Source organism: Streptomyces sp. V2I9 (genome assembly GCF_030817475.1).
Taxonomy (GTDB): Bacteria; Actinomycetota; Actinomycetes; order Streptomycetales; family Streptomycetaceae; genus Streptomyces.
In genome coordinates this window covers 13,328-28,682 of sequence record NZ_JAUSZJ010000004.1, presented here as the reverse complement: position 1 = coordinate 28,682, position 15,355 = coordinate 13,328, and the positions used below count along the sequence as shown (strand labels likewise).

General features: G+C 71.9%; 7 protein-coding genes. 2 read left to right on the top strand and 5 right to left on the bottom strand.

Annotation, left to right across the window (positions count from 1 at the left end; translation table 11 throughout):
- Window positions 1-139: 139 nt before the first annotated feature.
- The 3 genes from QFZ71_RS30245 to QFZ71_RS30235 all read right to left on the bottom strand — a co-directional run bounded on the left by QFZ71_RS30245 (window position 140) and on the right by QFZ71_RS30235 (window position 8,009).
- Complete coding sequence (locus tag QFZ71_RS30245; RefSeq protein WP_307671689.1) at window positions 140-5,956, bottom strand: aminotransferase class III-fold pyridoxal phosphate-dependent enzyme; 5,817 nt, start codon at window positions 5,954-5,956, stop codon at window positions 140-142.
- Window positions 5,957-6,063: 107 nt separating this feature from the next.
- Entirely contained in the window at window positions 6,064-7,749 is a 1,686-nt protein-coding gene (locus QFZ71_RS30240; protein WP_307671688.1) for a condensation domain-containing protein, read from the bottom strand.
- Window positions 7,746-8,009, bottom strand: a complete 264-nt coding sequence (locus tag QFZ71_RS30235) for an acyl carrier protein (protein ID WP_307670627.1) — start codon at window positions 8,007-8,009, stop codon at window positions 7,746-7,748. Before QFZ71_RS30235 ends, QFZ71_RS30240 begins: the two co-directional genes overlap by 4 nt.
- Before the next feature lie 1,095 nt (window positions 8,010-9,104).
- Between QFZ71_RS30235 and rfbA the strand changes: the two genes are divergently transcribed.
- Window positions 9,105-9,977 carry a glucose-1-phosphate thymidylyltransferase RfbA gene (rfbA, locus tag QFZ71_RS30230; RefSeq protein WP_307671715.1) on the top strand — a complete coding sequence of 291 codons (873 nt, stop codon included), beginning with the start codon at window positions 9,105-9,107 and terminating at the stop codon, window positions 9,975-9,977.
- A gap of 17 nt (window positions 9,978-9,994) precedes the next feature.
- On the top strand, window positions 9,995-10,984 hold the full coding sequence (gene rfbB, locus QFZ71_RS30225) for a dTDP-glucose 4,6-dehydratase (protein WP_307671687.1): 990 nt from the start codon (window positions 9,995-9,997) through the stop codon (window positions 10,982-10,984).
- Between the two features lie 226 nt (window positions 10,985-11,210).
- Here the strand turns inward: rfbB and QFZ71_RS30220 are convergent, their stop codons facing one another.
- Both QFZ71_RS30220 and QFZ71_RS30215 read right to left on the bottom strand, forming a co-directional pair.
- A complete protein-coding gene (locus QFZ71_RS30220) occupies window positions 11,211-11,978 on the bottom strand; it encodes a thioesterase II family protein (protein WP_307671686.1) in 768 nt (255 codons plus the stop codon).
- Between the two features lie 354 nt (window positions 11,979-12,332).
- The gene (locus QFZ71_RS30215; RefSeq protein WP_307671685.1) at window positions 12,333-15,293 is read right to left on the bottom strand and encodes a LuxR family transcriptional regulator; all 2,961 of its coding nucleotides are present in this window, start codon (window positions 15,291-15,293) and stop codon (window positions 12,333-12,335) included.
- Window positions 15,294-15,355 lie beyond the last annotated feature (62 nt).

The following is a 15,355-nucleotide window of genomic DNA, read 5'->3' as shown; positions in this document are numbered from 1 at the left end:
CACGGCGAGTCGGCGGTGCAGAGCCTGATTCGTTGGCGTAGTCATGGCAATAGGCCTGCCGAGGATGCCATCCGGCGGCCTGCCCCCCTTCACAGTGATGTCGGATCTCAGTGCTGCGTGCGCCTCGCCCCGGCTCGGGTCAGGCGCGCGCACGTCGGCGCAGTTCCCCCAGCGGCACCGCCGGTTCGGCCAGGACCTGACGCACCGTATCGGCCAACCGCCCCACGTGGGGCCCCAGATCGCTGGCCCCGGCGACCTCGCAGAGCACCTCCACCCCCTCGTCCTGCTCCGCGACCGTCACCGTCGCGGGCCGTGCGCTGGACGGCCGCGGCAGGACGACGGGGGTGGCGGTGGAACCGAACAGACCCGCCGGGGGCTGCACCTCGTAGTTGAAGGCGAGAAGACCGGACGGCTGCCGACGGTAGCGCTGTTCCTGCAGCACACGGTAGAGCCCGGACGTGTGCGGCGAGAACTCCAGGATCTGCCGCTGCAGGCCCTTCGCCACGTCGATCAGGCTGCCGGCGTCGGGAAGCTCGGCGAAGACCGGCAGCAGGTCCACGCAGAACCCCATGAGCGGCCTGTCGGTGTACCGGGGCTGCCCCGTCTGATGGGCCATCAGAAGTGCCTGGTCGGTGCCGGTGAGCAGCGAGGCCGCCACCGCGACCGCCGCCAGGGCGGCCGTGTGCCGGGTCGCGCCGCTCGCCCGGGCGAGCCCGCGCAGGTCCGCGAGGCTCTGCGCCGGCAGACCGTCCGCCCGGGTGAGGGGCTGCCACGGGCCCGCGTCCTCGGTCAGCGGCGCCGAGGCCCAGACCTTCTCGAACCGCTCCCGCCACCGGGCGCTGCCGGCCTCGAACCGCCCGTCCTCCTCCTCACGCTTGCGCCGCGCGTACTCCAGGAAACCGGCCGGCGGCTCCAGGGCCGCGCCCGCCGTCTCGTCCAGATAGCAGGCGGACAGCTCCGACCACAGCACCTGGAACGACCATCCGTCGACCACCGCGTGCGGGGCGGTGGCCTGCACGAAGGCGGCGTCCTCGGTCTGCAGGAGGTGGAAACGGAACAGCGAGGGGGCCGACAGGTCCACCGGCCGCAGGGCGTGCTGGTGCAGCAGCGCCTCCACCTCGCCCGCCGAGGCGTCGGCGAGCGTGCCGGCCGAGAAGTCCGGCACGGCATGCGCCACGGTGCGCTGGAACTCCCCGTACTCGTCGAACCCGGTCCGCATCGCCTCGTGCCGCGCCGCGACCCGCTCGACCGCCCGCCGCAGACGTTCCGCGTCCACGACGCCCTCGACGCGCAGCACATCGGACATCTGGTACGCCTGGCCGAGCTCCCCGCCCAGCTCGGTCGCCATCCACAGGAGCTTCTGCCCGTCCGTCAGCGGCGCCTCCCCGGCCGCCACCGGCCCGGCAGCGGGCTCCGGGACCGGCGCGGGCACGGGCTCGGAAGCGGGGACCGCCGCCGGTACGGGATCGGATGCGGGGCCCGCGGTGCGCCGCGCACGCACCTTGTCCCAGTGGCCGTGCGCGTCGAGCTCCGCCGCGGTCTCGGCCACCGCCTCGGCGATCCGGGCGCAGTCCGCCTCGGTGTGGGCGGCGCTCAGGAAGCAGGTGCCGCCCTCCCACACATAGATCCCGCGGTTGCGCAGGCCGAGGGAGAACATGTCCTCCGCCAGCGGGCCGCCCTCCACGTTGATCCGGAACAGGGAGGAGAAGTGCTCGACCTCGAGCGGATGGCCCTGCGCGGCGGCCCGCGCGTTGATCCGCGCCGCGAGGCCGGCGGTCATGTCCGTCAGCCCGGTCTGGAGCCGGGGCGACTCCTTCTTCAGGTGCCAGACCATCTGCTGCGCCACGGCCATGGTCATCGGATGCTTGCCGAACGTGCCGGCGAACACCATGCTCGGCCGCTGCGGGAAGCCCACATCGCCCTCACGCCAGCGTCCGCCGTCGATGGGCGCCATGAACTCGGCGTCCCCGGCGATGACCCCGATGGGCATGCCCCCGCCGATCACCTTGCCGTACGTCACGAGGTCCGGGTGCACCCCGAAGTACGCGGCGGCGCCCCCCTGGTGGCACCGGAAACCGGTGATGATCTCGTCGAAGACCAACGCCGCCCCGAACGCGCTCGTGAGCGCCCGCAGCTGATGCAGCAACGCGGCCGGCTGGTAGCCGGGGCGCCGGCTCTGGACCGGCTCGACCAGCACCGCGGCCAGCTGCTCCCCGTAGGACTCCAGGACCGGCAGCGCGGATTCGTCGTAGGGGAGGATCAGCACGTCCTCGACCATCGAGGGCGGCGTGCCCCGCCCCAGGGGCGTGCTCTCGCCCCGCTCACCGCCCGCGCGCGGCGCGACCAGCACACCGTCGAAGGTGCCGTGGTACGAGCCGGAGAACTGCACGACGAGCCTGCGGCCGGTGCGGGCACGGGCCGCCCGCACGGCGCCCATGACCGCCTCGGTGCCCGAGGAGGTGAAGGCGACCCGGTCCACGCCCGTCAGCGAGGCGATACCGCGGGCCACCTCGCCGGCCGTGGACGACTGCGGCCCGATCAGCAGGTCCGAGGGGGAGAAGGAGCTCAGTGCCGCGGTCAGCGGCGCCGAGGCGTGCCCGAGCAGATTGACGCCGAAGCCCATGCAGAGGTCGAGGAACTCGTGCCCGTCGACGCTGGTGAAACGCGCCCCGGCGCCACGGGCGCCGACCACCGGGTAGCTGACCTCGCGCCGGTTCCTGCGGGAGGCGACCAGATTGCGCTGGTCGGCCAGGGCGAAACGGTCCTCCTCGGTGATGCGCTTCGACAGGGGAGTGCGCCGCATCCAGTCGGCCTCGGCCGGCAGCGGCTCGGTCCCGTCCGCCCCGCCGGTCACCGGCACGGGCGGCCGCGGCAGCGGTGCGACCGCGGCCGGCCCGGCCTGCGCTGCGGGAGGCACGACTACGGGCGCGGGGGCCGGCTGCCGCACCGCCTCGGACACGGACACGGGCGCGGGCACCGGGGCGGGGGCCGTGGCCGGGGCGGCTGCCTCCTCGGCGGGGCCGCCCGCGGCGACCCTGCCCTTGAGGTGGTCGCTGAGGGCGGCACACGAATCGAGATCGAAATACAGCAGCCGCACGTCCACATCCACCCGGTACTCGGCCGACAGGGCGTCCGCGAGCTGGATGAGCAGGAACGAGTCGTAACCGAGCTCGATGAAGGACAGGTCCGCCTCCAGCTCCTGCGGGGACAGCCCCACGAGCTTGGCGACGATCTGCCGGACCCCGGCGTCGACGGCCGCCGCCCGGGCGGGGGAGAGCACGGGCCGGGACGGCGCGCTCTCCGCGGCGGGCTGTGCCTCCGCGCTCTCCGCTGTGGACTGTGCCTCGCTCTGCATCGGCGGCTGCTCCTCCTGAGCACGGTGGTCGAAGACGTACGTGGGAGCGTGGACACGCACGGGCCCGGCGGCGCCGGCCCCCTCCCCGGCGCCCACCGCGACCCGGTCCAGATCGGCCGTCCACGCGGCGGCCAGCAGCCGCGCCCGGCTCACCTCGTCGTAACCCGCCTGGCCCTTCACGGTCATGGCCGAGGCGGCGGCACCGAACACCTCACGGACGAACGGCGTGATACCGGTCTCCGCGTCCAGGACGTGAACGAGATCCGCGCCGTCCGCGCGGAGCCCCGCCATGGCCTGGCCGAACCGCACCGGCCGGACCAGCTGGCCCGCCCAGAAGCCGGGATCGCAAGCCGTCGTGTCGTCCAGCCAGCCGCCCTCGGTGGGCGACATCAGCCGGATCTCCGGGGGCCGCAGGGAGACCTTCGCCCACACGTCCCGGTACCCGGCGAGAAGATCCGACAGGACCGCACTGTGGTACGGGTGCGCCACGGGGACGCGGACGGCCGCGACCCTGTCGCCGCGCAGCCGCTTCGTGAGCGCGGCCAGAGCGGCGGCCTCCCCGCTGACCATGCAGTCCCTGGCACCGGGCACGATCGCCAGGGACACCGCCTCGCCCAGATAGGGAGCAAGGGCCTCCTCGGCGAGGCGTACGCGGATCATCCCGCCCGGCGGTGCGTCCCGCAGGATGCGGGCGCGTTCCGAGACCACCGCGGCGGCCTCGCCCAGGTCGAACACACCGGCGAGCACCCCGGCCGCGAACTCGCCCAGGCTGAACCCGCACAGCGCCGACGGCCGCAGACCGTCCGCCAGCAGCGACCGGCCGATCACCACGGACTGCACCAGCAGAGCGAGCTCGCCCAGGCGCGGCTCGGCCCCGTCCGCCGGCGCACCCGACAACAGCCCTTCCACCGCGGGCCGGTCCTCGGCCGGCAGCGCGCGCAGCGCCTCGGCGAACAGCTCCGCGAACCCGTCGATCCCGGCCGCGGCACCGGTGAGATCTCCCGCCGGCATCCCCTGACCCGGCAGGACCAGCACACCGGCGGGCTTCCGCTTCGCCAGCCGCCCGCCCGTACGCCAGGTGGTGACCTCACCCTCCCGCCGGACGGCGACGACCGCCTCCCGGTGGGGGAGCACTCGCCGCCCCGTGGCGAGGGTGTGGGCGAGGGCGCCGAGGCGCCCGGGATGCTCGGCGGCGAACCGCGCGACGCGCTCGGCGGTGTCCTGGGCGCTCCGCTCGGAGGCGGCGGACACCGGCAGTACGGCCACCAACTCGCCTGATTCCTCGACCGGTTCGGCGACGGGCGGCTCCTCCAGGACGACGTGCGCGTTGGTGCCGCCGACGCCCATCGAGCTCACCCCGGCCAGCCGCGGCTTCTCGCTCTCCCACGGCCCACAGCTCTCCGGCACGAAGAGCCGGTCGCTCTTCGGCCTGATCTGCGGGTTGCGTTCCCTGAAGTTCGCCACCGGCGGGATCCGGCCGTGCGCGAGGACGAGCGCCGCCTTGATGACGCCGAGGATGCCCGAAGCGGCCCCCAGATGCCCGAGGTTGGCCTTGGTGGCGCCCAGCGCGCACCGCACCCCGTCCGGCCCCAGCGCCTGCTCGATGGCCGCCCACTCCACGACGTCACCGATCGCGGTGGCGGTGCCGTGCGCCTCCAGGTAGCCGATCTCGCGCCTGTCGACCCCCGCGTTCGCCAGCGCCGCACCGATGACACGGCTCTGCTGCGTCACACTCGGCGCGGTGAAACCGACCTTCCGGTTCCCGTCGTTGTTGAGCGCGCTGCCGCGGATCACCGCGTGGACGGCGTCCCCGTCCGCGAGCGCCTGATCCAGACGCTTGATGACCACCGCGCCCGCACCGCTGGCGGTGATGGTGCCGCCGGCGTCGGCGTCGAACGGCCGGCAGGAGCCGTCGACCGACCAGATACTGCCCTCCTGGTGGTAATAGCCCACCCGGTGCGGCAGTTCGACATTGACACCCCCGGCCACCGCCATGTCCGCATCACCATGGAGCACACTGCGCATCGCCAGGTGCAGGGCGACGAGAGAACTGGAACACGCGGACTGCACCGTCAGACACGGCCCCCGCAGATCCAGCGCGTACGCGACCCGCGTGGCCAGATAGTCGTTGTCCAGCAGCGACGTCCAGTTGATGGCCTCCGAAATCTTCAGAGGCCGCGCCGGATCCCCGTACCGGGAGTCCCCGGCACGCTGCACGACGGAGATCGGCGAGGCGCCCCCGCCGGCGGCGAACAGGCCGATACCGCCCGCATACCGCAACGGGTCGCAGCCCGCGTCCTCCAGGGCCGAGAGCGCGACCTCCATCAGGACGCGGCCGTTGAGGTTGAGTCCGTCGGCCTCCCCGGCGCTCATGCCGAAGGCGGCGTTGTCGAAGGCGTCGTACCCGTCCAGCGGCGCCGCGACCGGTACGTACCGGTTGCGCACCTCGGGGTCCAGGCTGATGTTCTCCCGCCGGCGGTCCTCCTCGCCGACTCGCACCATGCCCGTCGCCCCGGTCTCGATCCCGGTCCACAGGGAGCGGTAGTCGGCCGCCCCCGGAACCCTGCACGCCATGCCCACGATGGCCAGCGGCTCTTGCACCTGCTGCTCCCTCACGTAAAGCGGTCACCGCGTCCGGGCCCACCGTGCCGCGAATTCCACGGCGCGGTGGTGGCCACTGCGGCGGCTTGAGAACCGGATCCTCAGCTTTACGCCGGCCGGCCGTCGACTTCCAGCTGGGAGACGAACTCGCGCAACTGCGGGTAGTCGAAGAGCATGCGCAGGGTCGCGGACTGCGAGACCTGCTGGCGCACCTCCGCGATGGTGGCGCCCACCAGCAGCGAGTGCCCGCCCAGGTCGAAGAAGTCGTCGTGCGGGGATTCCACCGGCACGCCGAGCACCTCGGTCCAAATGGCGGCGACCGTCTCCTCGACGGGCGTGAACACAGCGTCCTGCCCGCCCTCCTCCCCTTCCGCGGCCTGCCGGTCCGCTGCCACGGCCGGGGTCGCGCCAGCGGCCTCGCCTCCCGCGAGGCCGGGCACGCGGGCCAGGACCTCGGCCAGGCCGAGGGAGTCCATCGGCGCGTCGGGCTCGCCCAGCAGCCTCGCGAGGATCTCCTGGTACGCGGCGGCGTACCCACGCGCGACCTCGTGGGGGTACGTACCGAGGGCGTACTCCCAGTCCAGCGCGATCCCCGTGTCGACGATGTCGCAGGCCACGTGCAGGTCGAACGGCCCCTGATCGGTCCGCGCGAAGACCTCGGACAGGTCGCCCTCGCCCAGTTTCAGGCTGCCGACGGCGCCCGCGGTGAACACCGTGCGCAGGATGTCCGAACCCAGCTGCTGCTCGGCGTCGAGGTCCGCGATCATCCTGCTGAACGGCAGGTCCTGGTGGTCGATGGCCTCCATGAGGTCCAGCGACACCTCGCCGAGCGTCTCGGCGAAGGACTGCGTCAGGTCGATCTCGGACCGGATGACGATGGTGTTGGCGAGCAAGCCGACCGTGCGCTCGAACTCGGGCGTCCGGCCGCTCGTGGCCATGCCCAGCACGGTGGTGCCCTCGCTCGTGGCGGCCGCGATCATCACCTTCATCACGGCCAGGAGGACGGAGAACTGCGTGGACCGGGTGCGGCGGGCAAAGGCCGTGAGGGATTCGGTCAGCGTGTCGTCGAGCGTGAGGGACATCAGGGCCGTGTCCCGCGCCACCGGCGTCCGCACGGAGCTGTGGACAGCGCCGGGCAGGGCGCTGCCGGTGATTCCGGCGAGCCGCTCACGCCAGTACTTCCGCTCCTCTTCGTACGTGCCGTTCGCGAGCGTGGCGAGCTGCCTGTTGACGAAGGTGCTGTATCCGGGCGGTACGGGGCCGAGCTCGGCCGGGACGCCGCGGCGGGCCGAGCGGTACAGCTCGCCGAACTCGTCCAGGAGGACGGCCATCGACAGGCCGTCACACACGAGGTGGTGGGCCACCAGCACCAGCGTGGTGCGGCTGTCCGAGACGCGGAGGGCGGTGAGCCTGATCCCCGCCTCGGCCTCCAGGTCGAACGGGCGGTTGGCCGCGGCGTTGATGGCCGACTGCAGCCGCTCGGACCGCTCGCCCTCCGGCAAGTGGCGCAGGTCCAGCACCTCAACAGGCCTCGGCTCCGGCTCGCGCGCGATGACCTGCACGGCACCGGCCTCGGTCTCACGGAAGGTCGTACGCAACGACTCGTGACGCCGGATCAGCTCGTTGAACGTGAACTCCACTGCTTCGAGGACGAATTCACCCTCGAAGTGGAAAATCTCCGGCATGCAGTACGCGGGGCTCGCCGGATTCAGCCGCCAGAACAGCCACATGCCTTCCTGGAGCGGGCCGATCGGCAGCGTTTCCGTCATCGGCTCGGTGCTGTTAACGGTCACGCCGCGCTTCCCATCATGTCCCGGAGATCGCGGAGGGTTTCCGCCTTGAAGAATTCCCGCAGTCGAATACGGACCCCGAACTCCTCACGGATTCGCGCAAGGACTTCGAGTGCGTCGAGGGAACCGCCCCCGAGAGCGAAGAAGTTGTCATCGAGTGTGCAGGAGGTGTTCAACCGGGTGCACACGATCGACAGCAGGCGGTCCCCGACGTCGTCGAGAGCGGGATCATCCGCCTCAACTGCGACTTCATCGACGCCCATGTGTTCCTCCTCATGCCTCAACCGCAGGCTAGCCGCGCTCAGTTACCGGGGGGCGTGTTGTCCGTGGCTCCGGGATGGAGACCAGGCGTGAGGACAGTTCCGTCGCAAGGCGATTCCTGAAGTCCTTGCCGACGCGCGCAACTCCGCCGTCGCACCCCCCGAAGCGGGCGAGAGTTGATTATGCGGACGGGTGTTCCGGCATCGCCGGATGATCCGTCAGTACGAGGAAGCCCGATCGGCGCAGCACCCGGGGCAACTGGGAGATGGTCAAATCCTGCGCCTGCATAGTTGACAGTTTTACCTAACTCCCTACGCTGATCTTCGAGTTCGCGTCATAGTACGCAAGCGCTTCTGCGCGGCGCAAGACCTGTTTTCGCAGGACAGTTGCCGCATCCGGGCACCGTCGCGGGTCTCCGCTCCGGGCGGGGAAACACCGTCCGCCGCCCGGTGCCGCAGGGTCGGCCGGCCTCGGGACGGGCCGCCTGCCGCAGCGCCGGGAACGGCTTCCGGCCCATCGTTTCCCGCTCCGGTCCGTACGCGATGCTCCCGGCCGGGGCGTCGCCGCATCCCGAGCCGGCCCCGCCCGTGCCCCGGCATGCCGTGCCGGCCGCGCGCACGGGCGGACGCGGGCGCGCGCGGGCGGGCGTACGCGGGCGGTCCGCGCTCCGGGAGCAGGGTCTCCCGTCCCGGACCGCCGACTCTTCCCCGCGGTCGTCCACCTCGCGTTCTCCGCCCGAGGTGTCCCGCGTCGCGGCGGAGGCGGCCGGGCGGCCGTCGGCATCGGCGGCCCCGGTTCCCTCCGGCCTTTCCGAAGACCGTCGCGCCGGGGGGCCGGCCTCGCCCCGGCCGCCTCGCCCCGGCCGTGCGGCCGCTGTGGAGGGTGCGGTTCCGGAACGGTGGTGTTTGCGGACGGGAAGGCATCTGGGGTGAGTTTTGCCAGTGGGTGTGTTTGTGGTTGTTGGTGTTTTTCGTGGTGGTGGACGGGGTGTTGTGGTGAGGGATAGTCTCGGTGCTCGGACTTGGATTTGATGGTGGTCGGACGGTGTTCTGTCCGGTGTGTTCCGGGTTGGTCGTCGGATACGGGGGTCGATGGACATGAAGGGCATCGTTCTGGCCGGGGGGAATGGGTCACGGCTTTATCCGTTGACGCATGCGGTGTCGAAGCAGTTACTCCCCGTCTACAACAAGCCGATGATTTATTACCCGCTGTCGGTTCTCATGCTGGGGGGCATCAGGGAGATCCTGGTGATCTCGACGCCGTCGCATGTCGGCCTGTTCCAGGGGCTGCTGGGGGACGGGAGCAGGCTCGGGCTTTCCATCGAGTATGCGGAGCAGACGCAGGCCAACGGGATCGCGGAGGCTTTCGTCATCGGCGAGAAGTTCATCGGGGATGATCCGGTGGCGCTGGTTCTCGGTGACAACATTTTCCACGGTCCGGGCCTGTCGGCGTTGTTGAGCGAGCAGTGCAGGGATGTCGACGGGTGCGTGCTGTTCGGTTATGCGGTGAAGGACCCGGAGCGTTACGGGGTCGGGGTGACCGACGGCCGGGGCGAACTGGTGTCGCTGGAGGAGAAGCCGGCGCGGCCGCAGTCGAATCTGGCGATCACGGGGCTTTACCTCTACGACAACGGTGTGGTGGACATCGCGCGGGAGATCCGGCCCTCCGCACGGGGTGAGCTGGAGATCACCGATGTGAACCGGGCATATCTCCAGCAGGGCAGGGCCAGGATGGTCGATCTGGGGCGCGGGTTCGCGTGGCTCGATACGGGAACGCATGATTCCCTGCTCCAGGCCGGTCAGTACATACAGGTCCTGGAGGAGCGCCAGGGTGTGCGGATCGCGTGTCTGGAGGAGATCGCTTTCCGTATGGGGTTCATCGATGCCGCCGCGTGTCACGCGCTGGGCGGGGAGCTGCGGAATTCGGATTACGGGGCGTATCTGATGGCCATCGCGAGTGCGGATCTCTGAGGAATGAGGGGGACGGTATGCGTATCGTCGTGACCGGCGGCGCGGGGTTCATCGGTTCCCACTTCGTGAGGCAGGCCCTGACCGGTGGGTACACCGGGGGAACCGTGCCCGAGGTGGTGGTGCTGGACAAGCTCACCTACGCCGGGAACCGGGCCAGTCTCGCCCCCGTCCGGGACGATCCCCGGCTGACGTTCGTCCACGGTGACATCGGTGACCACGCCCTGGTCGCGGAGACGCTGAAGGGCTGTGACCTCGTCGTGCACTTCGCCGCGGAATCGCATGTGGACCGGTCGATCGGCGGGTCCGAGGAATTCGTCCGGACCAACGTCCTGGGCACCCAGGTGCTGCTGGACGCCGCGTTGCGGGCCGGGGTGGGGAAGTTCGTCCACGTCTCGACGGACGAGGTCTACGGCTCGATCGACCAGGGGTCCTGGAGCGAGGAGCGGCCCCTGGAGCCGAACTCCCCGTACTCGGCGTCCAAGGCGTCCTCCGATCTTCTGGTGCGGGCCTTCCACCGCACCCACGGGCTGCCGGTCTGCATCACCCGGTGCTCCAACAACTACGGGCCGTACCAGAACCCCGAGAAGATGATTCCGCTGTTCGTGACGCACCTGCTCGACGGGCGGAAGGTGCCCCTGTACGGGGACGGCGGCAATGTGCGGGACTGGCTGCACGTGGACGACCACTGCCGTGCTGTCGCGCTGGTCGCGGAGAAGGGCGTGACGGGCGAGGTCTACAACATCGGCGGCGGCACCGAGCTGACGAACCGTGAACTCACCGGGCGGCTCCTGCGTATGGCCGGCGCCGACTGGTCCATGGTGGAGAACGTGCCGGACCGGAAGGGCCACGACCGCCGGTACTCGGTCGACATCACCAAGATCTCCACGGAACTCGGCTACCGCCCGCGGGTCTCCTTCGACGAAGGACTGGCCGAGACCGTCGCCTGGTACGGAGAACGCCGCGACTGGTGGGAACCGCTGAAGACGCGCGGCAATCCGGCCCGGTAGCCGGACGGACGGGCAGCCGCCGTCCCGGACCCCCCGGCCACCGGGACGCCGCCGGGCCCGAACCCGGACACGGACGGCCGGAGCGGAGGCGGAACCCGACCGTGGACGGCGGGGGGGGAATGGGACGGGAAATTGCCCGGCCGTGGAAGACCGGGTGAATTCCCCGCCACGCACCATTTCCGCAAATCGTGTATTTGCGTAACGAAACCGCTGTGGCGGGGGTGTGTCAGCGTCCGGTGGTGGCGGTGGGGACCAGCCAGGTGGCGATCTCCTCGGTCACCGCCGGGGCGTGGGCGTTGAGGTAGAAGTGGCCGCCGGGGTAGACGGCCATCCGGAACGGCCCGGTGGTGTGGCCGGCCCACTGGCGGACCTCGTCGGTGGTGGCTTTGGAGTCGGCGTCCCCCGTCAGGGCGTAGACGGGGGCCGACAGCGGCGGGCCGGGCTCGTAGCGGTAGGTCTCGGCGGCCTTGTAGTCGGCACGGATCGAGGGCAGGACCATGCGCCGGATCTCGTCGTCGTCCAGGAGCTGGGGCTGGGGACCGCCCAGACGCCTGATCTCCTCCAGCAGCCCTTCGTCGCCGCGCTGGTGGACCCGCTCGTCCCGATGGGCGCTGGGAGCCCGCCGGCCGGACACGATGAGCGCGGCGGGCATGATGCCCCGCGCCTCCATCCGCAGGGCGACCTCGAAGGCGACCGAGGCGCCCAGGCTGTGCCCGAACAGCGCCAGCGGCTTGTCCTGCCACGGGCCGAGGACCTCGACGATCCGGTCGGCCAGCTCCCGTACCGTCTCCAGGCACGGTTCGTTCCTGCGGTCCTGCCTGCCCGGGTACTGCACGGCCAGGGTCTCCACGCGCGGGGCGAGCCGTTGGGAGACCGGGTGGAAGTAGCTCGCGGAGCCGCCCGCGTACGGCAGACAGAGCAGCCGGACCGGCGCCTGGGGCGAAGGGTGGAAGCGGCGCACCCACAGGTCGCCCGCGTCGCTGCTCGTCACCATCGTGTTCGTCGTCCTTTCACATCCGGTGCCGTCCGCCCCCGGGGTGGGGGACGCCCTCGACGCCCGCCGAAGCCGCCACCGGCATGCGGCCGCACACCGGCACGGGCCCAGACGATCGCAGTGCCACCGGCCGCCCACAACCCCTAACGACCGCCGCCGCCCGCCCCCGGACGAGGACACCGCCGGGGCCGTGCGAGGTGCCGCGCCGGATGCCGCGCCCCGGCCTGCCGGGTTTCGGCAGGGCACCCCTAAAGAACACCCGGAGCGAGTAGGGGTGATCCCGCCCGTCTGCTTCCGCCCCCCGGCCCGCACCGGGCCGGTGCCGGAAGCCCGGCACCGGCCCGGCCGGGGCGTTCAGGCCATGGGTTCGGCGAGAGCCATGAGCCGGTTGGGCAGGTCGGTACGGCTTTTGACGTCCAGCTTGCGGTACACGCGGGTGAGGTGCTGCTCCACGGTGCTGACGGTGATGTAGAGCTCGTTGGAGATCTGCCGGTTGGTGCGTCCGCGGGCTGCCAGGACCGCGACCCGGCGCTCGGCCTCGCTCAGCACGCTGTCCTGGTCGCGGACCTCGAACCCGTCCGCCCCCGGTGCCGGGCCCGGCTGCGCACCCGAGCCCGGCCCCGGCCGGGGGCGCGGGTTCGTGGCGGGTTCCGGGGGAGCGCCGGCGGGCGGGGTGTCGTCGGGTGTGCTGCGCCGGTCCATCTGCTGCGGCAGCGCGGTGGACCGGCCCGTGCTCTGGGCGACCCGGTTGGCGCGGTGGACGAACAGCCGGGGCTGCGGGGAGTCGCCGGCGCGGGGGAACGCCTGGCCGGTGTCGGACAGGGCGCGGGCCAGTTCCTGCTGGTCACTGCACGACTGCAGCACGGTCACCGCTCTGGAGAGCAGTCTGCGCCGGTGGTCGGGTGCGGCCGTGGAGGCCAGCAGCCGCAGGGCCCGGCCCTGGGTGCGGTCATCCAGCCCGCGGGACACCTGCAGCTGTTCCCGGAGCAGCTGCGCGGCCTGTGTCCTGTTGCCGAGGCCGAGCTGTACGCGGGCCAGTTCCAGGCGCCAGGGAACGAGTCCGGCCACGTCGGTGCCCCAGGACCTGACCAGCTCACCGCACCGGTGGAGATCGGCGCGGGCGGCCTGGTGGCGCCCCATGGCCAGGTGGTGCCGGCCGCGGGCGATGAGGTAGTGCGCGCCCACCGGGGTGCGGAAGACCCCGGCCGGCAGCGGCTGCGCCAGCCACCGTTCGGCCTCGAACAGCCGGCCGCTCTCGGTCGTGCAGGTGATCAGTGTGCCCAGCGGGCCGCCCACGGCCACGCCCCAGGCGGGCGCGGGCAGATCCTCCAGGGAGAGCCGCGCTCCGCGCTCCGCCGCGTCCAGGTCTCCCAGGCGCAGCGTCGCCTCCGCGTGGATCGCCCTCACCACACCCCGCCAGGCCGGTGTGTGCCGGACACCGGGGCGGGCCAGGAGCTGCTCGCCCCAGACCGCGACCCGGTCGGCGCGGCCGGCGCAGAGCAGCGCCAGGAGGGGAGCGGTCAGCAGCCCAAGCGAGCCGCTGTCGAGGTGGTGGCGCTCCAGCAGCTGCTCCGCGGCGGCCGCGGTGTCCACGCCGCCGGTCGGCATCAGCGCGTGGCCGAGTACCGAGACGGCCTGGAGCTGCGGGCTCGCCGCGTGCGGCGCTGTCGCCGTCCGGATCCAGGAGCCGGGGTTCTCGCTCAGTGTCCCCAGGTATTCCGGGTGGGACAGGGCGATCAGCAGACGGGTCAGCCGCAGCGCGTCCGCGGCGGGGCCGTGGTCGTCCGCGCCGCAGCCGCTGATCGCCTCGGCGGCCTCCTCGGCCCGCCCCTGCCACAGCAGGTACGGCACGGTGGCCACGGCGGTGGACAGAGAGGTCCCGCCGTCCCGCGCCGCTTCCACCAGCTGGCTCACCTGACCGGTCACGGCCAGCGGATTGACCTGCCAGCGGGCGGTGATCAGCATCGCCATCAGCGAGTTGTACCGGTCCTTGTCGGTTTCGGCCTGGCCGCCCAGGCGCAGGCACGCCGCGGCGTGGTCGGGCCGGCCGCTGGACAGCGCGTGGGCCGCGGCGTCCCTGAGGACGGGCACCACCCAGGCGCCGTCCGTCCACGCCGAGGCCACCAGATGCTCGGCGACCACACTCGCCTCCGCACCGTTCTCGTGCAGCACCTCGGCCGCCCGCTGGTGCAGCCGCCGCCGTTCCTCGGCCGGTATGTCCGAACGCACCGCGTCCAGGATCCGCGGGTGGCGCAGCTCGCCGGAGTCGACGAGCCCGGCGCCCTGGAGGACCCGTACGGCGGGCCCGGTGGTGTCGGGCAGGACGTCGAGCAGCTGGCCCAGCAGCTCCTGCGAGGCCGGGCGGTCCAGCACCGCGAGCGCCTGAGCCACCTCGCGTACGCCGGGCTCGTGGCGGTAGAGGCAGTCGAGCACCGCCCGGTCGAACGTGTCGCCGGCCCTCGCCCCGCCCGCGGGGGCGCTGTCCTTCTCGCGGTTGGCCTGCTCGTCGACCAGCGCCTGGGTCAGCAGCGGGTTGCCGCCGGTCACCCGCAGGATCCGCCTGACCTCCTCACCCACCTCCCGCGCCCCGGCGCCGGTGCCGCGCGGGGCGTGTGCCCCCGCCCCGGTTCCGGTGCCGTGTGCCAGGGCCCTGGCGCTGAGCAGCCGGGAGACGGACTCGGCGGTCAGGGGCGGCAGGGTGACGCGGGTGAAGCGGGGCAGACTGCGCAGTTCCGCGTGGAACAGCGGATGCGCCTGGCGCAGTGTCGTCGCCTCCGAGAGCAGCACCATGATGCGGGCGTTTCTCAGTCTTCGGGTCACATACAGCAGACAGTGCAGCGAGGCGGCGTCGGTGTGCTGGAGGTCGTCCACCGCCAGCACCAGCGGCCCTTGACGGGCCAGTGCGAGGAACGTGTCGAAGGCGGTCCGCAGCAACGGCGCCCAGAGCCCGTCCGCTGTTAAAACTTCTGTTAATACCTCGGCCGCCATATCGGTTCCGGCTTCCGCCGTGGGAACCGACAGCGCGGCCTCGCGTATCAGTTCCTCGACCTGCCGGAGCCCTTCCGGCTTCATCCGCGCACTGTGCAGAAGCTGCCCGAGCACTCCGAAGTGGAGTCCCTGCTCGGCCCGTGATCCGGCCGCGCTCAGCACCTGCCCCCCGGCGGCGGCGGCCCACTCCCCGAAGGTCTCCAGCACCTGGGTCTTACCGCTTCCCACAGCACCGGTGACCAGCGCCACCTGCCCGTGTCCGTGCTTCTCGCAGGCATGGAAAGCCCAGTGTAGATGGGCCAGTTGTTCGTCTCGATGGACCAGCATGACTGGCGTCTGCCTCCCCGTTAGCAGTTCCGAACAGGGATCGCCAGGCACTGGCCGGCACA

Excerpts from the sequence above, each read along its gene's own strand:
- QFZ71_RS30235 (WP_307670627.1), bottom strand. The coding sequence starts at position 8,009 with ATGGGCGTCGATGAAGTCGCAGTTGAGGCGGATGATCCCGCTCTCGAC.
- rfbA (WP_307671715.1), top strand. The coding sequence starts at position 9,105 with ATGAAGGGCATCGTTCTGGCCGGGGGGAATGGGTCACGGCTTTATCCG.
- rfbB (WP_307671687.1), top strand. The coding sequence starts at position 9,995 with ATGCGTATCGTCGTGACCGGCGGCGCGGGGTTCATCGGTTCCCACTTC.
- QFZ71_RS30220 (WP_307671686.1), bottom strand. The coding sequence starts at position 11,978 with ATGGTGACGAGCAGCGACGCGGGCGACCTGTGGGTGCGCCGCTTCCAC.
- QFZ71_RS30215 (WP_307671685.1), bottom strand. The coding sequence starts at position 15,293 with ATGCTGGTCCATCGAGACGAACAACTGGCCCATCTACACTGGGCTTTC.